Origin of the sequence: Pseudomonas sp. R76 (assembly GCF_009834565.1) — a bacterium.
In the GTDB taxonomy this organism is placed as follows: domain Bacteria; phylum Pseudomonadota; class Gammaproteobacteria; order Pseudomonadales; family Pseudomonadaceae; genus Aquipseudomonas.
Genome location: NZ_CP019428.1, coordinates 4,520,459 through 4,539,555, shown reverse-complemented (window position 1 = coordinate 4,539,555; position 19,097 = coordinate 4,520,459). Strand labels below are relative to the sequence as shown.

The window sequence follows — 19,097 nt, the reverse complement described above, 5'->3', positions numbered from 1 at the left end:
GGGCCGGGCGCTCTCAGTGTTCCCGCCGAGGAAAGAACAACTCAAAACATGTCACGCCTTCTTCACTGGTGACGCTGTAGCGACCGTTATGCAACTGCATGATGGTCGCGACAATCGACAGCCCCAATCCATTGGACTGCGCCGAACGTTCCCGCGACTCATCCACCCGATAAAACCGCTCGAACAGCCTGGGCAGATGCTCGGCAGGAATGGTCTCGCCGCGGTTGCTGACACTCAGCCTGATGCCTTCAGCAGTGGGCGTCGCCTGGATCAACAGCTGCGAACTCGGCGCGCCGTACTTGATGGCGTTGGCACACAGGTTTGCCAGCGCCCGGCGCAACAGCATCGGTTCGGCCCAGATCACGCCTTCGCCCTGCGCAAGAATGCTGATCTGCACATCGCTCGCCAACCCTTCAAAGTAGTCAGCCATACGTTCCACTTCATCCGCCGCACTCAGTTCCTGGCGTTGGCGCAGCGCGCTGACCGGGTCGGTGCGGGCGAGGAACAGCATGTTGTCGAGCATCCGCGCCAGGCGCTCGAGCTCTTCAACATTGGAGGCGAGTAATTGTTGATAGCTCTCGATGCTGCGGTGCTGTTGCAGGGCGACTTGGGTTTCGCCCAGCAGGTTGTTGATCGGCGTACGCAGTTCGTGAGCCATGTCGGTAGACACCTGGCCCAGTTGCACAAAACCCTTGGCCAGGCGCTCGAGCATGGTGTTGAACGAGTCGATCATTGGCAGCAGTTCTTTCGGCGTACCGTGGCTGTCGAGGCGTTCGGCCAGGTTGCCTACGCCGATGCCCTGGGCGTGCCTGGCCAGGCGCCGCAGCGGCAGCAGCCCACGGTGCACCAGCAGGTAACCGACCAGGGCGAGGATGACTGCCGCGATGCTGGCCAGCACAAACACACTCAAGCGATAGCTGGCGAGCATGGCGGTGCGCTCGGTCATCAAGCGCCCGGTGGTGACTTGCAGGCTGCCCAGGTCGCCGGTATCGATGGATGCGGCGACAGTGGCGAAGGGCACGCCATTTACGCCGGGTAAATGGTGCACATCGGAAAACCCCAGCGCTTGGTTTTTTGGTACGGGCGTCACGTTCGGCATGTCAATGTTGCCCGGGTTGACCAGCAGCAACGGCTTTTGCCCCGGCGCCGCGATGCTCAGCACCGACTCGCTGTTGCCCAGCATGTTCTGGAACAGCTCCGGCTTGGTCTTGATCAGGTCCAGGGTGTTGCTGTCATTGAGCAGGTTGCGCAACTGGTCGGCGCGATAGATCAGTGCCGCATCGTCACGCTTGATCAGTTCGCGCTCAAGCTCGCGATACAGCGCGACCCCCAGCGTGGCCAGCAGGGCGAAGGCGAGCAAGGCGAAGATCAGCGCCAGGCGCAGGGTCAGTGAGTAATGCCGGCGATTGTTCATGGCTGGGTATCGAAGCGGTAGCCAATGCCGCGCACGCTGTGGATCAACTTGAGCTGGAACGGGTCGTCGATTTTCAGGCGCAGGCGCCGTACGGCGACGTCGACCACATTGGTGTCGCTGTCGAAGTTCATGTCCCAGACCCGCGAGGCGATCATCGAGCGTGACAGCACTTGGTCTTGATGGGTCGCAAACAAGTGCAGCAGCGCGAACTCTTTATTGGTCAGGGTGATGCGCGTACCGGCGCGGGTGACGCGGCGCTTGAGCACGTCGATTTGCAGGTCGGCGATGTGCAGCTGTTCTTCTTCGCGGCTCGGGCCGCGGCGGGTCAGGGTGCGCAAGCGCGCCACCAGCTCGGCGAAAGAGAACGGTTTGATCAGGTAATCATCGGCACCCAGTTCCAGGCCCTTGATGCGATCAGCAATGTCGTCGCGAGCGGTCAGGAACAGCACCGGCGTATCGGCTTCTTTGCGCAAGCGGCGCAGCACCTCCCAACCGTCCATTTTCGGCATCATCACATCCAGCACAATGACGTCGAATGGTGTTTCCAGCGCCTGGTGCAAACCGTCCACGCCATCGCGGGCAAGGCTCACGGAGTAACCCAATTCCTGCAGACCGTTGAGCAGGTAATTGCCGGCCTTGGGTTCGTCTTCGACTACGAGGATGTTCATGGGAGGAGCCCTGATGCTAGGTGTGGCGCAAGTGTAGCCCGATCAATTGTCACTGGCGCAGCCGATGCCTTGCACTTGGTAGTCCAGCACGTGTTCGCGGCCCTGGTGGTCCAGGTAGTCGAGGCGGGCAGGGACGATGCCGCATTGGCCATAGGTGTCGGTGCTCGACAGCACTTTGTCGACATCCAAGTGCACGAAGAAGCCGGTTTTGTCGTGAATCACGTTAGTGGCAGCTGTGGTGTCGGCGGCAAACGCGGAACCGGTAGCCAGCAAAGCGGCAAAACCCAGGATAAACAGTTTCATGGTAGTAGCTCTCTTTAAGGGTCGGCTGCCAGGTCCTGGCAGTGAGTTCACAGTAACCAGGCGCCCCAAACAGCCAACCAACAGGATCATGACAAGTTCGTAATGAATGGCTTAAGGCTGGCGACCCGACGCTTCGAGGATCAGGTCGGTGATTTCCTTGGCGTGGGACACCAGCGACAAGTGGCTCGATGGCAGCTCGATGGTGCTGGCGTTCATGCGCTTGGCGAGAAAGCGTTCCAGGTCCGGGTTGATGGTCTGGTCATTGCTCGACACCGCGTACCAGGACGGTTTGGTGTGCCAGGCGGCGTTCACCGTACGGCCGCTGAACAGGGTCTTGGTGATCGGTTGTTGCACGGCGTACAACTCCAGGGCTTTGGCGCGCGGCACATCGGCGGCAAAGTACTTGAGGAAGGCGTCCTGGCTCAGGGTCAGGTAGCCGTCGTGATCTTCCACGCCGGCACGCACCGGCATGGTCGGGTACTTGGCGGAGAGCGCGACGAAGTCTTCGTTGGCGTCCGGCGCACGGGCGGCCACGTACACCAAAGCGCTGACCTTCGGGTTCACCCCGGCGTCGCTGACCACGGTGCCAGCGTAGGAATGGCCGACCAGCACCGTAGGACCGTCCTGTTGATCCAGCACGCGATTGGTCGCGGCGACGTCATCGGCTACCGATGTCAGCGGGTTCTGCACAGCGGTGACGTGCAGGCCGGCGGCCTGAAGCCGGGTGATCACTTCGGACCAGCTCGAACCGTCAGCCCAGGAACCGTGGACCAGCACAACGTTATTGGCTTTGACCGGTGCGACGGTGCCGGCCATCGCGGTGGCGGTGCCCAGCATCAGCAGGCTGGCGGCGATCAGGCAGAGTTTGCTTGCAGGTTTCATCGGGTGGACCCTTTTCATCTGTGGGAAGTGGCGTCAACCGCTGTGGGTGACTGACGACTCCACTGTATGAAGTGAGGGTGCTGACAAGACTTACAGCTTGATTACAAGGTTGTAATGCAAGCGCATGGGGATCGGTGCGCAGCGTTTACAAGTGGGAAGGGGATCCGTAGATTGCATCGGGGTCAGCATTTGTTACCGATCACAAGGAAAGCCAAGCAGTGTCCATTTCAGGCCCCGCCGCATTTACCCAACGCTTCCGCGCCTTTCTATTCGATATGGACGGGACCTTGCTCAACTCCATCGCCGCTGCCGAGCGGGTGTGGAGTATTTGGGCTGAACGCCATGGCCTGGATGTGCCGGCCTTTCTGAGCACAATTCATGGCGCGCGGGCCATCGACACCATCACCCGTCAGGCGCTCCCCGACGTCGACCCTGAGGTTGAAGCGCAGTGGATTACCGAGGCTGAGTTGAATGATGTCGAGGGTGTGGTTGCGATTCCCGGCGCGGTTGAATTCCTGAACCGGTTGCCCGGCAGTCAATGGGCGTTGGTGACGTCTGCACCCAAGGAGCTGGCATTACGCCGGTTGCAAGCGGCGGGTATTTCGCCGCCGCAGGTGCTGGTCACGGCCGAGGATGTCGCTATCGGCAAACCGGACCCCGCCGGTTATGTGCTGGGTGCACAACGCCTGGGTGTACCCGTGCAGGACTGCCTGGTGTTCGAGGATGCGACGGTGGGAATTCGGGCCGGGGAGGCGGCGGGAGCAGCGGTGGTGGTGGTGACCTCGACGCACCTGAAGCCCATGGCTACGGCACATGCATCGATCGATGGCTATGAGCAGCTGCAGGTCGAGCGCGATGATGACGGCCTGTTGAGTTTGCACCGCGTGGCGGACTGAAACGAAAAAGCCGAGCGCGTTACCGGTCTCGGCCTTCTTCCCTGGCGTCGTGATCGGGTGACGCTTGCTGTCGGTTACTGCGCATGCCCTGGCGGGACATCACCATTTCCCTGAGGATCTCATTGGCCAGCCGGGCAATCGCTTCGGCGCCGCGATAATGTGCGCGCACGATGCCGGTAATCGCGAAATGGTCGGTTTCGGGGCCGCTCAGGATGGCTGAAAGGGTGCCGTCAGCATGCAGCGTGCAGGTGATCTTGTAGCTGGGCAGACGGGCCGCCAGTGCAGATTCGATTTCGGATTTACTGAGGGCATCCATCTGCTTATTGCCTTTCATTGATCGTGCACGCCCAAGCATAGATCTTGCTGTGAGGCTGTAAATACCGGCGATCAGATAGTGTATTGCCGCCCATTAACCCGCAGATTTGCGATGCGTAAGGTGACCGGCTCGCTGGCACATTTTGCGTTGGATGATCGTCTGTATGGGCTTGAGGCAGAACACAAACAGGTAACCGCACAACAGCAGCACCAGGTCCAGCCAGGAGGGCGCATCCCAGGCGGTGGCACCTTCAATTTCGTATCTCAAGCCATATTCCACGCCGGCAAACGCCAGCCCGATCAGCAGGGCGATCACCCAGGAATAGGCGACAAAGTGTTGCATAGAGGTGCGCCTCATCGACGTACTCCTGAGTGCGCTCAGTTGTCGGCAGAATGGCTCAACCATTTTGGCTGTACACCACGCGACAAGTTCCGAATGTGAAGACAGTTTCATCTTGCGTGGAAGATGAAGAGAGCGACGCTCTGGACGCAAAAGAGCGAACAGGCCTAAAGGGTCTTCGCCAGCCGTTACAGTGAACGAAAAGGCTGGCTACTGAGGGCGCTTCAAGGAGTCTGGTTTTTGTCCGGAGCAGTCAGGCCGGCCTGGATGCGCTGGTAAATCTCCTCGCGATGCACGGCAACGTCCTTGGGTGCGTTGATGCCGATTCGTACTTGCTGGCCGCTAACGCCCAGAATGGTGATCGTGATGTCATCACCGATGTTTATGCTTTCACCGACTTTGCGGGTGAGTATAAGCATGGACTTCTCCTTGATTACTTTTAAGGACACATGTTTCAGACAGGGCAGATGTCGGATGTGTGTAGCTTACTGCTAAGCGCTTCCCTGTGACTGCCTCTTTTAGGACGCATAGAGGCGACATTAATTCCCATGACGGCATCATACAGGTCTGCGATACATCATTCGCATTGTTTAAGCCAACGTTTATGACGGCCAGAATAGACAGTGAATGATAAAGTTGCCTCTTTATCCTTAAAGGAGCAGGGCAGTGCGTAAAGTAGCGATGGCAATGGCGGTGTTGGCATTGGCCGGTTGCGGTGAAGGCAAACCTGTCGAAGCGCCCAAGGCCAAGCCTGCCGTGACTGAAAGCCAGCCACAAACCGGTGCGATTGCCGCCCAGGAATGGGACGTGTGGGTTGGGCCGCCGGACCACAAGCTGCAGGCGATCACCGACCTGACCGCCTGGTTGCTGGAGCATGGTTTCAATTTTTATATCGTGAAGGAAGACGGCAAGGATCAGGTATTGCTGGGGCCGTTCGCCAGTAAGGCCGAAGCCGAAGCCAAGCAGGCGTTGTTGACCGAAAAACTGGCACGCGCCAAGAAGAACGACACCGAGTCGCAGGTCATCGAGCACAAGACTGCGCAGTAACCGGCAAGTTGGGCGGGTGTCCCGCCCATTTTCAACCGCAGGCCTTAAGGTTTACCGGGCCGACAAACTCATTCCCGCGCCCCATCACGCACGCTACGGTCTGGTTGCGCTGGCGCTCCCAGGCTTGCACCGGGTAAGTCTTGTTCCAGGCTTCATACAGTTGCCTATCCTGTTTTGACAGGCGCAAGCCGTACTGTTTGCTCATATAGAAATACGTGCGGGCGATCATCCCGCGAATGGATGGGCGCGGCATGACCTTCTTGGCCTTGAAGTCCACCTGGGTCAGGCACGAACCGTACTGCCCACGTTGAACCGGCAGCCAGCCAAAACTGAAGTTGTTACGGTCGCCATTGACTTGCTTATCCGATAAGACACCGCATTGACATTTTTACTGAGAATACATAAAACCTTGGAAAATCAATGGTTTTAGTCGGGTTTAACGTGTCATTTAAATCACCAAAATCATGTCAACGTTGACATTTTGACCCTTCAGCGCAGCCGAATTTATATCCGACGAACGGTAGGGCTGTATTCGGATACGGATGTACGTCCGTTCAAAAATTAGCCCATCCGACTCCCGCATCTGTTCATATCTCTGCCAGCGCATTCCACTCCGTCCGCACAGATTTATCTAAGTGAACCCTGCCTACGTCGCCTGAAAATGTCCCCAATTCCACCTGATGAGAATGCGAGTTTCGGTCGACGCAACCTGACGATGCCCCTATTCGTTCCTGAGGAAATGATGGTGAAGCGGCTACTGATTCCACCATCATCTAACAAACAGAAACTCAGCCGTCAGATTTTCGATTCCAAAGCCGGCGCAAGGTGGAACCCGGAATTCCAAGCTCCTTTGCGGCCTGCGACTGACTGAATCCTCGTGCTTTCAGATCCTGAACCGCCAGCCATTTTTTGCGGGCCTCTTTGACCACTGCTGTTGTCAAAGGCTGAGGTTCGGTGGGCAGTTGCACGTCTGCGAGACTCAGGGTTTCGACTTCGGCCAGAGAAGCCAGGAGAACCTCACGCACTGTGCGTTTTTCGTGAGATGCGACAGCAAGTGCGAGAAGAGTGATGGGCTCTACTTTGAGGGCAGCAGCGATCTGAACGCTCATATCGACTGTGGCTGAATTCTTGGCGAGTTCGAGGCTACTTATGTTTGCTTGCGTCAGTGAGCCAGCGAGGTTTGCCTGGAGCAGCCCTTTCTGAGTGCGTAGCAGTCGAAGCACTGCCGCGTAGGAGTGGCGCAGAGACATCCAATGATCCCCATAAAAGCAGACGGTATGCCGTGTTTGCCTGCCGCCACACAAACATATATATTTGTATAAGTGGCGCTTTGCTCCTGAAGGCGCTTTAATTTACGAATATTGTCGAGATAGGCGGTGATGGGTGGTTAGTCCCAAGGAGCATGGTTTGCTGGGGGAGGAGGGCATTGAGCTGCAAGGTTCCGAACTTACCCTCGACGAAGCCGTCGCGTTGGCCAGAAAGCGCTACAAATGGATGCCTCTCTGCGCCGTAGAAGAGTGGACGATCCTAGACGCCATCGTCACCGACGAAGAGCGAGCGAAAGTTACCGCCGCAGGCTGCCAGCCAATGTTTATGTTTGCCCACAAAGTTGTGCACGACGAGCAGCGGCGTTTCGAACCAGGTCATTGGGTGCGCTCAAGCATGGGCACCGCTTTCAAGGAAGGCTACCTATTCGAAACACGCAACACGGTCTACGTCTTGCTCGGGCCAGGCCATCGTAAGTCTGCTTCTATCGAAGCGATATTTTCCCTTTTCTGATTACCAACCGGTTCTGCTGGGCAACTGACGTGCGCCAGCAGCTTGAGGCGACACATGTTCAGAACCTTAGACAACGACCTGATAGGCGTCCCAGGAATGTTCGGGGAAGGCGTATCCCATTGGCGTGGAGTCTCAAGGCTGCTCCGAACGCCTTGGTATCACTTAACCCTTAGCGTCGAAAATGAGGGTCGGCTCAGCGAGTGCGCGGTGATGATTGACGACACCCACCAGCTTCAAAAAATGTTGGTAAGCCAAGGCGCAGATTTAGCTATCACCGAGATTATGGCTGTGACGCCATCTTGGATGAATAAGTCCGGGGGCTGGCAGATGGAGCGGTTAACCAGAGTAACCGTAGGTGAAGACAGGTCTGGTTCTGAGGTTTGCTTGCTGGAAGTGGCTAAGGGGGCGGTGTATCACACCTCACACCAGCGAGACTTCCAGATTGAAGCGCTGGTCAACCTGAGGCCCGTCTTTCTCTCAAGCATGATGCGATCAGCCTGAAATTTACCAGTAATCCCCCACGGTACCAGCGCGCCTGGTTGCGTGTGCAATTCTTGATAACTCCTTACAGACCGCAACCGGAGCCCAACGATGCTGGACACACTAGATGTGAATTTTCACGGCAAACGCCATACAGATTTTGATCTCAAGCGAATAATCAAAGCCCAGGAACAAGGTTTTGATGTGCCAGTGACCGCCTATCTCTGCGGTGTTTCCATCAGGTCTCGCGCAGGCATCGGTGTTGTTTTTGGTCACAAGCGCAAAGACCAGTATGGGCGGTTTGGCGATGGTCATTTGATCCGCACTTCTGATGTAGTCAAAGTCGAGCGTGAAGGGCGATTTTGGGTGATGACGACGGAGAACTCGCGGTACGTACTAGCGACGTTCCAGCGGTACAATGGACGTGCTAGCCTTCGCGATTACCTGCGACTTACTAAAGGGCAACCGCACCCGTCTCCACGTAGCGTTCAGTGATGACGCACGGTAAACCGTTAGCCCTGTCCGTACTTTGGCCTCAGCGAAGTAGGTGATGCCATACTCGTGAAGGAGAGTGGCATTAAACATTTCTTCGAATTTTGTGAAAGGTGCGACTGTGCGGGTGTTTTCTCATGTTGGTTCTTCAACCAAGTCAGGTGTTGCCGAAGTAGGACAAGGCCCTGAGCTTCAGGCGATTCCCACGGTTGAGGGGCTTCGGTCAATTACTAGGCTAGAGCACCGAGTATAGCGCTGACGCTATGCCGATGAGCCCGACTAGCAACGTGAACACCCAGTGCATCGCTATATATTCGCCAATAATTTTTGGCGAAAATCCGTGTGTGTCTTTCCACTTGGCATTGGTTTTAAGAGAACCATCTAAAGTCCTGCCAAGGAAATTTGCTAGTACATCGACCTTTCGTAAGGTCGACTGATGGAGTTTGACGTATTCATGGTTGTCGAATGCATCTGCTTCACCCTGACCGTTTAATAGATCTTTGGTTGTGATTCGATTTTTTTCCATCAGTTTTTCGATGCGCGGGTGGGAGATGTAGGCATTTCCATATATTGCAACGAGTGCACGCGATAGGTCGAATTTTTTAGATTCGTCGATCTCAACTGGTTCGCCTCCGAGGATCTTAAATCGATGCTCCAACGCTGGGAAACCGTAATTAATGTCTCTCATATTCCAGTGAACCCAGTCGTAAGGTTTATGCTGCCTTACATAGTCGTAAAATTCAGAAAGCATTTCTTTCTCTAGTTGATCGTAGTTGTTGCCAATCTCTCCAAAGGGTACGTGCTTCAGCTCAGCAACCTTGTGAATTGAAAAAGAAGCTGTTTGGCCGTTTGCATAATTGCGAACTGCAATTGATGTAACTCTAGGGGTTTGACCTTCCGGTCGATCATAGAAGCTTTCGCAGGAATAGTGGATTACAAGAACCTGATCTTCTCGAGTGGCTAATTCATCCAGTTTTTTTCGGGCTTTGCGGCGACGTTCGACTTTTTTAAGTTCGCTAGGCATATACCTATCCTTGTATAACTACTTCTAGATCGCCAATATGGATGCGATTGGTAGGAAAGATGCTGACATTGCGCAGGTGCTAACCCTTTGCCTGCATACGGCCTTTATCATTTTCTACACCGTGCTTACCTTTAGGAATGGCAACCATGCGCCCATCTCTCCCTTGAAGGCCGTGTCCACCTGCCGGAATCGCGACCATACGCCCATCCCTTCCTTGAAGGCCGTGGCCCCCCTTCGGAATCGCAGCCATCCTTCCATCCCGACCTTGGAGACCGTGACCGCCCGGCTTGATCGCTACCATTCGCCCATCTCGTCCTTGAAGACCGTGGCCACCTTTTGGGATAGCGACCATTCTTCCATCTCGGCCTTGCAACCCGTGGGCTCCAGCCGGAATTGCAACTTCTACTCCATCTCTTCCCTTGAGCTTCATTTTTTTTCCTTAAATGGGCATTCGTTAGTTCCGATAGTGCCATGAGGGCTGGGCACGGGACAGTGCGAAATACCGGTAAAACCGTGGGTTTACCCTGACTACGTCAAACGCCTAAACCATGCAGGGCAGCTCAATCGAATTTATCACGGGAGGAGTGCTATAGCCGCCCGTTTTGTGTCAATCAAGGCGTTTTGCCACGACGTGACCGTAGGTTTCCGTCGCTGCCCGATGTAATGTGAGCCATCGCGCTCATGTGCAGCGCCGGGAGGAATGGATGACGTCGGCATTGCAGGATTTCCAGCAGTTCGTTCATTGGCTTCACCGACCAGACAGCGGAGCTTCCGAAGACGCGCGTCGATTCGCCAATATGGTGTCGGTGAATTTCCCTGCCGTCGCGGCAAGCTCTAGGCAGCGCAGTCAACGATCCTTTGTTCTGAGCGAATTAGCTCGATTATCCCTGCCTGCCACATCTCCGGATGAGCCAGTGCCCCAGGCCGCCGAGGCCAGAGCGGGATGGGCTTTTCGTAAGCTGCATCATCTTACAGTGGGGCCATTTCGAGGGTTCAGACAACCTGAGCCGTTCGAGCTGCACAAGCGGATCGTCATGTTTTACGGCCCGAATGGCAGCGGGAAAACCAGCCTGTGTGAAGCGCTGGAATTTGCCTTGCTCGGTGCAGTAGATGAGGGAGACATCAAACGGATTGCAGCTGACCGTTATCTTTCCAACTCGCACGAGGGCCGTTTTGCACGGCCAGTTTTACTCGCAACTGATTTTGAAGGCCGGCAAGTACCTGTGATGGCGGACGCAGACGCTTACCGCTTTTGCTTCGTCGAGAAGAATCGAATAGACGCATTCTCTCGCATAGCTGCAAAGCCTGCAGGGCAGAAAACCGAGCTGATAGCTGCTCTCTTCGGTATGGATCAGTTCAATGATTTTGTTGGGCACTTCAATGATTCTATGGAAGGTCAACTAACCTTGGTGGCTGTGAAAAACCAAGAGCTTTTGGCCAAGCAAGCGACGTTAAATCAAGATAATGCGACTGTCGCAGACGAGGGCGCTGCCTTAATCCGACATGCTCAGGCAGAGCAAAACTACGCCAACTCATACAGTCCAGGAATGAGCTATGCGCAGCTGTTGGCTGCAATAGGCAGTCCAGAACATCCGGGGCGATTGCAGGAACTCGAGCAGGCGATCAACCAGCCAGCCCCTGCAATTTTCGGCGTGAGTGCTGCCGCTCTCATCAATGCCTACACCGCAGCGGAAACGGCGCAAAGGGCACTAAATGATCTAGAAGGTCAGTTGGCACAGCGCAGTAACGACATCTCATTTCAGGATTTATATACAGCGGTACTAGGTCTTCAACAGGTCGTTGGTGACCATTGTCCTGCCTGTGATACCCCGCTTGATGGCGACTATCACGCTCTCCACAATCCGTACCAAAAGGCCAACGATGGCCTGGCAGGTTTGAGGGAGCTGGCTGAGCTACAAGCCCGTCAGCGAACTGCAATTGCTGCACGAAACGCCGCGTCGGAAGCATTGCGGATATTTCTAGCTACCTTCGCGCAACGTGTAGGAGCAACGATCCAGAGTCCGTTACCCGTTCAACGCTATCTTGCGGATCCAGGTGTCGATGCTCAGCGGGCGTGGTGGGTGGATGGTTTCCAACCTGATGAAACAGGGAAATCGTTGGCCCAGAGAGCAGTTGATTTGGCAACTGAACTCGAAGCGCGCGACGTCGCATCTCGAGTGATCCTCGATGACCGCCAAGGTCTAATCGACGAGCGCGACAGGCTCAATCAGGCTCGCATCGGTGTAACTACATTGGCTTCCAATCGTCAACAAACCTTGCAGGCTATTGCTGGTGCCAGATGTAGAATCGCGGCGTTCGCTGCTGACAACGCTCTGCTTATCCAGCAGGTTGCTGAGGAGGTGGTAGCGATTGCTCGCGACACACGTATACGCAACGCCTACGACCAGTTTTTAAGTCTCTTACGTCGTTACCGTACCGAACTGCCAGGTACTTTAATGGCCGGACTGAATGCCCTGACGTTGGAGCTTTACAACGAGTTCAATGTGCGCGATTTGGACGCAGACAAGCTGTCAGCCCTGTACCTCCCAGTGACAGGGGAAGGGCGTATCGAATTGAGTTTTCGTGGCACACCTGCTGCTCGCGTCGACGCGCTGCAAATTCTCAGTGAAGGTCACGTTAGATGCTTGGGCCTTTCCATTTTGTTGGCGAAGTGTCTGAGTATCAGAGCTCCCGTGATCGTATTCGACGACGCAATTAACGCTATCGATCACGAACACCGCCAGGGCATACGAGAGACGATATTTGAACGCGACCGTTTCGTGGGGACTCAGATCATCGTGACTTGTCACAGCAACGAATTCATTAAGGACATTCAGAACCACGTCGCGCCAGAGCACTGGACTGCTTATGCGTTCAGGCATCACAGCGGAAACTATCATCCTCGCGTTTTGGGAAATGCGACGACTCAATCCTATTTGCTCAATGCTCGTGCAGCCGTCGAGCGGGGGGATGACAGAGCTGCCTTAGGTGCCTCACGCCAAGCACTTGAGATGTTGAGCGGAAAAATTTGGGGATGGCTTGGTCGCTGTGATCAAGGTCTCCTGACTTTGAAGATCGCAGGCTCGGGAGCTGAACCGGCACTCCGTCATCTGTGCGAAGGAATCAGAGCGAAGCTAAGGGGGGCGCCGAATTTCGAGCATGCTGACAAGGCGCCCATTATCCAAGCTTTGGATCACGTCCTAGGCATACCAGAGCAATCCTTGGTTTGGGTATATCTGAACAAGGGCACCCACGAGGAGGCAAATCGCGAGGACTTCGACGTGGGTGTGGTTGAATTGGTGGTGCAGACGCTTGAATCACTTAACGCTTTGCAATTACGTACGAAATGACTGACCTGAGTTCCAGGCCGAGGCGACGTGACCATCCGACGCCTCTCGATTCTACGAGGCAAAATGACATCCGGTTGACTTGGATCTCTAAGTAAATGGCCTACAATCATCAGCAGCCTATCCAACGATTAAAATGTCGACACCTCAGCTGAAATCAGGCCCTGAAGAATGTTCACGAGCACCGACGCCTTAGCTCAGCAATTGAAGGATGCTCAGCACATTGTTGTATTCACTGGTGCCCGCGCTTCAGCCGAGATCGGCATCCCAGCATACAGAGATGTGCCGCCTAGACTATGAGCGCGCTTCGATTCTGCCCATCGGTTCAAATCGTAGGACTTACAATATGGTCTGGGAAAGTGAAAACTGGAAGAGTCCGCTGCTAAAATTGGCTAAACGCCTGAAGACCCTTAAGACTTCGAAAGGCCTTGCTGATGATCAGGTAGCCCAGCTCGAGCGCGACATCTTTATCGGTTTCTATTCGGTAAGAAGACTTATCGAGTCCCCTACGAAAGTTACTGATAAAACAAGGACGCTTTCTCTCTCCCTCAGGAAGTATGCAAACGTTAAGCCCGTAACGTGGAGGAATAACCACAAGCTCGAGGAAATCTACGACCTGAGTAGGAGCAACGGGGAGAGCCGGGACGTTATGTTTGTTTGCGGGAGAATCATTCACAGTTTTGTTTTTGCCCCCTGCCTCTCAGATGATGGGAGTGTCAACGGAGTATTCTTTACCTCAGACCTCGACAGGGATAAATTTTTATTCTTTATATCGATTGACCAAGTTATTTCGTTATTTAGTCACGTCGGAAATGACAATCCCTGTCACATCGAGAGCTCCCGCGATCCAGTTACTGGCGTTGAGACTCTGGTCGTTAAGTGACTTTGAGCTAAAAAGCTTTGCAACTAAGTGCTATCCTCATGACACTAGAAAATCGACGAGAGCGGACTGGTAACGATGTATCAAGCAGTCATATTGAACTACAGTATCATCGATGTCGAAGATTTCGTTGCGGAGCTCAATGATCACCACGTTGTGGTCTTGAACTCAATTATGGATGAAAGGGCCAAGCAGTTGAGGGATCTAGCAGAAGAGGCGATGAGGGACTGGCGTGGCGAAGGCCCGTCCGTTTACTACTATGACCTTGGTATAGTTATAGAGGGTGATCCATGGTGGATCCCCACATTCACGCACTCCACCAAGCACCACCTCAATCTTTCTGACACGACGAGGCTCGTCCAGCGAGCGGTGGAAACGTGGCGAACACGTGGATCTGCTGAAAGATTTTTGTATACCAATAGCGTTACACGCGGCCTAACAGATAGCGAGGAACTCGAAGCATAGAGGCATCGAGTTTTTGATGCCAGTGCGACGTTAAAAGTTTTCTTCGCGCTTCGCAGTAGCCAAACCTCCAGGCGCGCACTTACCGGATCGTCATGGTTTCCATCCTGAATTATTGCAGCCCGCTGAGGTTCGTCGTAATTACCGAGCTCAGTCACCCGCAAATGCCTCAAGCGCGGCGAGCAGCCTGGCTAGCTCAGTAAGGTTGGCAGAGACGATGTCATATTCTCCTCGACTGCTCAGCCGGTATACATCGCGCGCTTTTTTAACGCGTTCGAGAAGAGGGACGACGATGCCGGATGCCCGTTCTAGGAAGTCATTGATGTCCGCACGCGTCTGGGGAATTTTGTAACCCTTCGCCGCGCTTGTGATGATGACGTTCGCATCCCGAAGCTTGGCAATGCCCCTGGATCGGATTCTCTGGCCGTTGACCTCTCCCAATCCGCTGTCTTTTAGATGGGCCATGATCTCCGTAGTCAGTACGTAGTCCTTGGTGACAAATTCGCTCTGGAATCTCAAGAACCGCAAGATGCTTAGCTGTAGGCGCTCATCCTCATCAGGGTGCTCACCAACCCGTTCGCTAAAAAGGTCTGCTTGGCGGAGGGCTTCTTGGTGTACCTGGTAGTCTGCGTAACCAGATTCATCCGCCGGCGGCGGCAGCAGAGGCTGGTACTTGGATGGCCACTCAAGCATGCCAAGAGTCAGGTTCCGTAGGATCTGTTTGTAGGCAAGAACTGCTTCTTCCGAAGCTTTCTCCTCATAAATCTGAGCCACTGAGCCAGCAAAAAAATCTGCAACCTGAACCAAAACGTTGTCCTTGCTGGCCATCGTCTGGAAGGCATCCTTATCGCCAAACAGGTCGTCGACAAACCGCGCTGCAACGTAGCTTTTGAGGCTTTCCTGAAATTCCTGACCACCATGCTCGTCTACGATCATCTGGAGGTCAGGGTATGCGCGGAACAAGCGTTCATAGAGCAACCCGTCCACATATTTTATGAACGAGGTCTTGATACGGAGGCCGCCATCTTTGTGAATTCGGGACTTATCAACGACGGTGAAATAGAGCTTGAATGGCAGCTCGGCTAGCTCGGTGAGGATCCGGCCACGGCGATCTGAATCCTTGGGCTTCAGATTGCTGGATTTGATCTCGCCAGTTTGAAAATGACGCTTGCGGAGTGCTTCAGCTTGGGCATAAGCAGCTTCCAGGTCTTTCTCTGCCACCAGAATGGAGCACACGATGAAGAAGCCCGAGCTTCCTCCCTTTGACGTATCAAGGTCGGAATTCCCGGACTCATCCACGAAGGCATATGTTCTGTCCATGAGCTTGCTCCATCAACAACGCACTGAGCGCGGTGGGTCGCCCAATGGCAAGGTGGCGAACTCAGTTCGTCGCAGTGGTAGTGCCTGGAGCGGGGCCTTCGCTGAACGTGTAGTTGATGACCACGTCATTTCGGATCAAGACGTCGAGCGTTTTCTGAGTGCCCGTAGTTGTCACCTTCATGGTGACCACGTAGCTTTGGGCATGGGCTGAGCCATTGGTGTAGGTGTAGATCCACTTCTCGTCAGTCTCGCTGACTGCGCTCTTGGCGTAGGGCTCACCAAACAGCGACTTCAACTCAGCAGTCGTGGTTTTGCCTTTGGTGATGCTCGTTACACTAGCTGACGGAAAGTCTCGGCCTGCGGTGTAGTGGGACGTAGCGCAACCGCCAAGTACGACACAGATCCCCATTACTGCGATGAGCTTTTTCATATTCTTCCTTGATCGTAGAAAGCTCCAAATCTAGCTGGCATCGAGGCTAAAAGCCATTGCAAGCTTGATCCCTGTGCTTGCTCTCGCTGATAGGGCGCGCTACACACATAGAAACTGTGCTCATGCCCAAGGTGAACAGAGGACGATCCCGAGGTTTGGAGCTCGAATCGCGGGAGGGATGTATTTTCGCGTAGGGCGATGTTCTCGGTCAGCAGCCGACTGATCGTCGTTCTTGGGGAATCCTGCAACGCCTGTTTACCGCCATTAGCTGCCATAGGATGAAACGTTGTGAGCCCTGTATTTCTTGGCTTGTAGGCGAGTTGATAGTGCGGTTTGAGTGTAGTAACTACACCTAGAGGCAGACCGCAGACTCTAGTTTGCCGTTCTGGGTCGAGTACCCAGTCGAGATTTTCGGCGGGCTCCTGTAAAAGATCAGTTCTGATTGAGGGGATAGAAAATCATGGCGAAGAACGATGTGTTAACCGGATTGGCGGCATTGTCCACAAAAGTGAAGGGCGAACGGCAACGATTAATAGATCGTCTGAAAACGTTCGATAAAAAGCTATTAGATTCTTCGGGTGGCCTTGGCTGCTGCGGCTCTAGCAAGTCATTAACGCTTGATCATTGGGAGATAGAAGATATTGCCGTAAGCGGTGGTACCACCGGCTGGTTGTTCTTCAATGGCGAGAGACTGATTGTAAGAGTCGAGCGGTTTGCAGACGGCTGGCCCGAACCTGAATGGAATGAATGCGAGCTAGCAGAAATCAAGCCTGAATGGCTGCTCTTGCTGAGTACACCGGAAATCTTAGAATCGCTAGTAGCAGATATCACAAGGAGTTTGGAAGAAGAGCACATCACTATCAGCACCACCAATGCATGGTTAACCGAGTTTGTCTCAGCAGAAAAAGCGGCCATTGACTCAGACATTGAAAAACAGCTCGAGCACCATCCCACTTTGCTTGAGTCATGGCAGAAGGCTCAGAAGGCTGTAGAGGTCGATCCAGAAGACTCCATCGCTCGCAGCAGCTCTCACGGAGAAACAGTCCTGAAAGCGTGCCTCAAGCAGCTTAGGGATACTGGATATGAAGCACTGACCATGCAAAGTCTCATTTCTCGTACCGCAAAAAAACTGCATGAAGCCGGCACGCTGAATGAAGGAGCTAAGCAATCACTTATAGGGATCGGAACTATTTTCCACGGGGTCGGGACTCTCAGGAACTCCAGCAGCACCGCCCATGGCAAAAACGATGGTTACACGCCGCCAGGCTCTGATGTTGCACAGCTTATCAATCACCTCTCAGGGGCTTGCTCTGCGTTTGTACTTAAGCAGACGGAGTCGATTTTGAAGGGCAAGCAGGAACCGGAATAAAAGAAGCCCGCTCACGGTGGGCGGAGGTTTTACAAGCTGTGTAAGCTTGGAAAGCTGCATGTGCCTGACAGAGTGATTTTCGATCTTGAATGAACACAGGGCTCTGCGCCACATAACAATGGCAGGTGCTACTGCGGCACCAGAGGACACAAGCGCCTTTAGAGTGCGCGTTACATGGTCTAGGTCACAGGAGCGGCACGAGAACTCTCCCGAATGCCCGGCTTATGTAGATTCAGTTATCGATGTTGATGGATGGCAACTGCAGCGTTGCTAAGCCTTTCCATGAGTAGCGCTTATCAGATTTCATTAAGAACGGACATCGCTTAAATCAACCGGCAGTTTTGACACCCGGCATACCTGAGACCGCCCAGGTAGCGGCTGGTACCGTGGGAGTCATATGGTGGAATTATTCGCCCCGAAGAGTTGGACACCATTCGGGTGGCCTGACATAAATTAAGGACAAAATATGTTCAGCAAATCTCAGATCATTACCATCCCAGTCATGATCTCATTGGTACTTTTACTCACCGGCTGCCCGCCACCAGCGTCTTTCACCCAATGGAAACGCGCTTCTACCTCCGTCGAGGGCGTTAAAGCCGCAATGGCAGAATGTGGTGACCCTGTGGCAGGGCCACTAAACCGTTTCCCAATAAACGAAGAGATAATTCACTTTCAGTGCATGCAACGTCTCGGTTTTACCCGAAAAGACGGCTTTGAATACTGTGAAATAATGAAGAACATGCCTGCCTGCGTCGAGGAAAGGCAGGGCCGTCCGCTCAGTTTGTCGCAGCTCGAAGCGTTGCCGTTTGTAGAGGACGAGGCCTTCCATCCAATAAAACCAAATTCAGGCCGGGATGAACGTATGCAGGTCTCATGGCGTAAAGCGGGAGCATCACTCCATTTCTCAGTCCAGGTAGCAAATGATAGTGAAGCCTTGCCGGTGATGTATGCGTGCGGCTATGCGAAGCCACTTGGGTCGAATCTGGACGTCGCAAGCATCGGGCGCACTGCAGAAGTGCAGCGTTGCATGATTGATCATGGCTTTGAGCCCAAAAACAAAATAATGCAGGTTTGCCAGACTTACCCTCAAGTGACGGGCTGTTCGTCTACAACTCCACCGAGTTGATGCAGATAGAGCGCATAGCCAAGGGGCGCGCTCGTTAGCGATAGAGAGCTCATCGGCCCAGTGGCGTCGTCTACATCGATTTAACCGATACCACGTCCACGTACTTGTACTTCTTCCTAGCAGCCTTCACAGCCTCCTGCTCAGCAAGCAACGAGCTCAACGTATCGGCCTCGTGAATCAACTCGATCATCTTCCCCTCAAAGTCGTTTCCGACACGTAACGTGACCCTCAGCCTGGGCGTGAATGCTTTCGCGACCTTCTTTTTGGCTGTTGGAGCGACAGCGGGTTTCGCGAGCACAACTTCTTCCAAACGCTCATTTACTGGAGGAGCAGATATCTGCTCTTCGGGCTGAGGCGTACCGAATAGGGCACGACGCATTTCTTCTTCAGTTAATTCAGAGCTCATAGAACATCTCAAAGTGGGCGGTAATCAGCTCGACGAATTCTACTAGGATGGCGGCTCCAGCGTGTCCTCTGGGAGCATGTATGGTCACTGTGAATTCGGGCTACGTGGTCAACATTT

At 54.1% G+C, this 19,097-nt stretch carries 22 protein-coding genes and 1 pseudogene; 10 read left to right on the top strand and 13 right to left on the bottom strand.

The window, feature by feature from the left end:
• Nucleotides 1-13: 13 nt before the first annotated feature.
• The 4 genes from PspR76_RS20310 to PspR76_RS20295 all read right to left on the bottom strand — a co-directional run bounded on the left by PspR76_RS20310 (nucleotide 14) and on the right by PspR76_RS20295 (nucleotide 3,267).
• A complete protein-coding gene (locus PspR76_RS20310) occupies nucleotides 14-1,414 on the bottom strand; it encodes a heavy metal sensor histidine kinase (protein WP_159958158.1) in 1,401 nt (466 codons plus the stop codon).
• Entirely contained in the window at nucleotides 1,411-2,082 is a 672-nt protein-coding gene (locus PspR76_RS20305) for a heavy metal response regulator transcription factor (protein WP_159958156.1), read from the bottom strand. Before PspR76_RS20305 ends, PspR76_RS20310 begins: the two co-directional genes overlap by 4 nt.
• 42 nt (nucleotides 2,083-2,124) lie before the next feature.
• Nucleotides 2,125-2,385 carry a DUF2790 domain-containing protein gene (locus PspR76_RS20300; RefSeq protein ID WP_159958154.1) on the bottom strand — a complete coding sequence of 87 codons (261 nt, stop codon included), beginning with the start codon at nucleotides 2,383-2,385 and terminating at the stop codon, nucleotides 2,125-2,127.
• A gap of 111 nt (nucleotides 2,386-2,496) precedes the next feature.
• A complete protein-coding gene (locus PspR76_RS20295; RefSeq protein WP_159958152.1) occupies nucleotides 2,497-3,267 on the bottom strand; it encodes an alpha/beta fold hydrolase in 771 nt (256 codons plus the stop codon).
• 218 nt (nucleotides 3,268-3,485) lie between these two features.
• Between PspR76_RS20295 and PspR76_RS20290 the strand changes: the two genes are divergently transcribed.
• Entirely contained in the window at nucleotides 3,486-4,163 is a 678-nt protein-coding gene (locus PspR76_RS20290; RefSeq protein WP_159958150.1) for an HAD-IA family hydrolase, read from the top strand.
• 19 nt (nucleotides 4,164-4,182) lie between these two features.
• On the opposite strand, the gene PspR76_RS20285 is transcribed toward PspR76_RS20290, so the two are convergent.
• The 3 genes from PspR76_RS20285 to csrA form a co-directional block, all read right to left on the bottom strand.
• Nucleotides 4,183-4,479, bottom strand: coding sequence for a hypothetical protein (locus PspR76_RS20285; RefSeq protein WP_159958148.1), 297 nt, complete (start codon nucleotides 4,477-4,479; stop codon nucleotides 4,183-4,185).
• Nucleotides 4,480-4,572: 93 nt separating this feature from the next.
• Complete coding sequence (locus PspR76_RS20280) at nucleotides 4,573-4,836, bottom strand: hypothetical protein (protein ID WP_159958146.1); 264 nt, start codon at nucleotides 4,834-4,836, stop codon at nucleotides 4,573-4,575.
• A 206-nt stretch (nucleotides 4,837-5,042) separates the two neighbouring features.
• Nucleotides 5,043-5,237, bottom strand: a complete 195-nt coding sequence (csrA, locus tag PspR76_RS20275) for a carbon storage regulator CsrA (RefSeq protein ID WP_003192511.1) — start codon at nucleotides 5,235-5,237, stop codon at nucleotides 5,043-5,045.
• Between the two features lie 262 nt (nucleotides 5,238-5,499).
• Between csrA and PspR76_RS20270 the strand changes: the two genes are divergently transcribed.
• Nucleotides 5,500-5,865 carry an SPOR domain-containing protein gene (locus PspR76_RS20270; protein ID WP_159961554.1) on the top strand — a complete coding sequence of 122 codons (366 nt, stop codon included), beginning with the start codon at nucleotides 5,500-5,502 and terminating at the stop codon, nucleotides 5,863-5,865.
• A 31-nt stretch (nucleotides 5,866-5,896) separates the two neighbouring features.
• Here PspR76_RS20270 and PspR76_RS20265 read toward each other — a convergent pair.
• Together PspR76_RS20265 and PspR76_RS20260 are read right to left on the bottom strand one after the other, a co-directional pair.
• Nucleotides 5,897-6,223: pseudogene (locus PspR76_RS20265) on the bottom strand (endonuclease); the annotation flags it as partial.
• Nucleotides 6,224-6,653: 430 nt separating this feature from the next.
• Nucleotides 6,654-7,115 (bottom strand): helix-turn-helix domain-containing protein, encoded by a 462-nt coding sequence (locus PspR76_RS20260; protein ID WP_159958144.1) that lies wholly within the window; start codon nucleotides 7,113-7,115, stop codon nucleotides 6,654-6,656.
• A gap of 133 nt (nucleotides 7,116-7,248) precedes the next feature.
• Here PspR76_RS20260 and PspR76_RS20255 point away from each other — a divergent pair, with 133 nt between their 5' ends.
• The 3 genes from PspR76_RS20255 to PspR76_RS31335 all read left to right on the top strand — a co-directional run bounded on the left by PspR76_RS20255 (nucleotide 7,249) and on the right by PspR76_RS31335 (nucleotide 8,619).
• Entirely contained in the window at nucleotides 7,249-7,644 is a 396-nt protein-coding gene (locus PspR76_RS20255) for a DUF6957 family protein (RefSeq protein ID WP_159958142.1), read from the top strand.
• A gap of 210 nt (nucleotides 7,645-7,854) precedes the next feature.
• The gene (locus tag PspR76_RS20250) at nucleotides 7,855-8,145 is read left to right on the top strand and encodes a hypothetical protein (protein ID WP_237235683.1); all 291 of its coding nucleotides are present in this window, start codon (nucleotides 7,855-7,857) and stop codon (nucleotides 8,143-8,145) included.
• A gap of 90 nt (nucleotides 8,146-8,235) precedes the next feature.
• Nucleotides 8,236-8,619 (top strand): hypothetical protein, encoded by a 384-nt coding sequence (locus PspR76_RS31335; protein ID WP_237235682.1) that lies wholly within the window; start codon nucleotides 8,236-8,238, stop codon nucleotides 8,617-8,619.
• 232 nt (nucleotides 8,620-8,851) lie between these two features.
• On the opposite strand, the gene PspR76_RS20240 is transcribed toward PspR76_RS31335, so the two are convergent.
• Nucleotides 8,852-9,640: a hypothetical protein gene (locus PspR76_RS20240; RefSeq protein ID WP_159958136.1), complete on the bottom strand. Its 789-nt coding sequence runs from the start codon at nucleotides 9,638-9,640 to the stop codon at nucleotides 8,852-8,854.
• 704 nt (nucleotides 9,641-10,344) lie between these two features.
• On the opposite strand from PspR76_RS20240, the gene PspR76_RS20235 reads away from it, so the two are divergent.
• The 3 genes from PspR76_RS20235 (at nucleotide 10,345) to PspR76_RS20225 (ending at nucleotide 14,332) form a co-directional block, all read left to right on the top strand.
• On the top strand, nucleotides 10,345-12,990 hold the full coding sequence (locus tag PspR76_RS20235; protein ID WP_159958134.1) for an AAA family ATPase: 2,646 nt from the start codon (nucleotides 10,345-10,347) through the stop codon (nucleotides 12,988-12,990).
• 343 nt (nucleotides 12,991-13,333) lie between these two features.
• Nucleotides 13,334-13,870, top strand: coding sequence for a hypothetical protein (locus PspR76_RS20230; protein ID WP_159958132.1), 537 nt, complete (start codon nucleotides 13,334-13,336; stop codon nucleotides 13,868-13,870).
• Between the two features lie 75 nt (nucleotides 13,871-13,945).
• On the top strand, nucleotides 13,946-14,332 hold the full coding sequence (locus PspR76_RS20225) for a hypothetical protein (protein ID WP_159958130.1): 387 nt from the start codon (nucleotides 13,946-13,948) through the stop codon (nucleotides 14,330-14,332).
• Between the two features lie 147 nt (nucleotides 14,333-14,479).
• Here the strand turns inward: PspR76_RS20225 and PspR76_RS20220 are convergent, their stop codons facing one another.
• Together PspR76_RS20220 and PspR76_RS20215 are read right to left on the bottom strand one after the other, a co-directional pair.
• A complete protein-coding gene (locus tag PspR76_RS20220) occupies nucleotides 14,480-15,649 on the bottom strand; it encodes a DUF3800 domain-containing protein (protein ID WP_159958128.1) in 1,170 nt (389 codons plus the stop codon).
• 61 nt (nucleotides 15,650-15,710) lie between these two features.
• Nucleotides 15,711-16,079, bottom strand: coding sequence for a hypothetical protein (locus PspR76_RS20215; RefSeq protein ID WP_159958126.1), 369 nt, complete (start codon nucleotides 16,077-16,079; stop codon nucleotides 15,711-15,713).
• 460 nt (nucleotides 16,080-16,539) lie between these two features.
• On the opposite strand from PspR76_RS20215, the gene PspR76_RS20210 reads away from it, so the two are divergent.
• Together PspR76_RS20210 and PspR76_RS20205 are read left to right on the top strand one after the other, a co-directional pair.
• On the top strand, nucleotides 16,540-17,448 hold the full coding sequence (locus PspR76_RS20210) for an abortive infection family protein (RefSeq protein WP_056789510.1): 909 nt from the start codon (nucleotides 16,540-16,542) through the stop codon (nucleotides 17,446-17,448).
• A gap of 466 nt (nucleotides 17,449-17,914) precedes the next feature.
• Nucleotides 17,915-18,574 carry a hypothetical protein gene (locus PspR76_RS20205; RefSeq protein ID WP_159958124.1) on the top strand — a complete coding sequence of 220 codons (660 nt, stop codon included), beginning with the start codon at nucleotides 17,915-17,917 and terminating at the stop codon, nucleotides 18,572-18,574.
• Nucleotides 18,575-18,644: 70 nt separating this feature from the next.
• Here PspR76_RS20205 and PspR76_RS20200 read toward each other — a convergent pair whose 3' ends face one another.
• Nucleotides 18,645-18,980 carry a hypothetical protein gene (locus tag PspR76_RS20200; RefSeq protein WP_159958122.1) on the bottom strand — a complete coding sequence of 112 codons (336 nt, stop codon included), beginning with the start codon at nucleotides 18,978-18,980 and terminating at the stop codon, nucleotides 18,645-18,647.
• Nucleotides 18,981-19,097 lie beyond the last annotated feature (117 nt).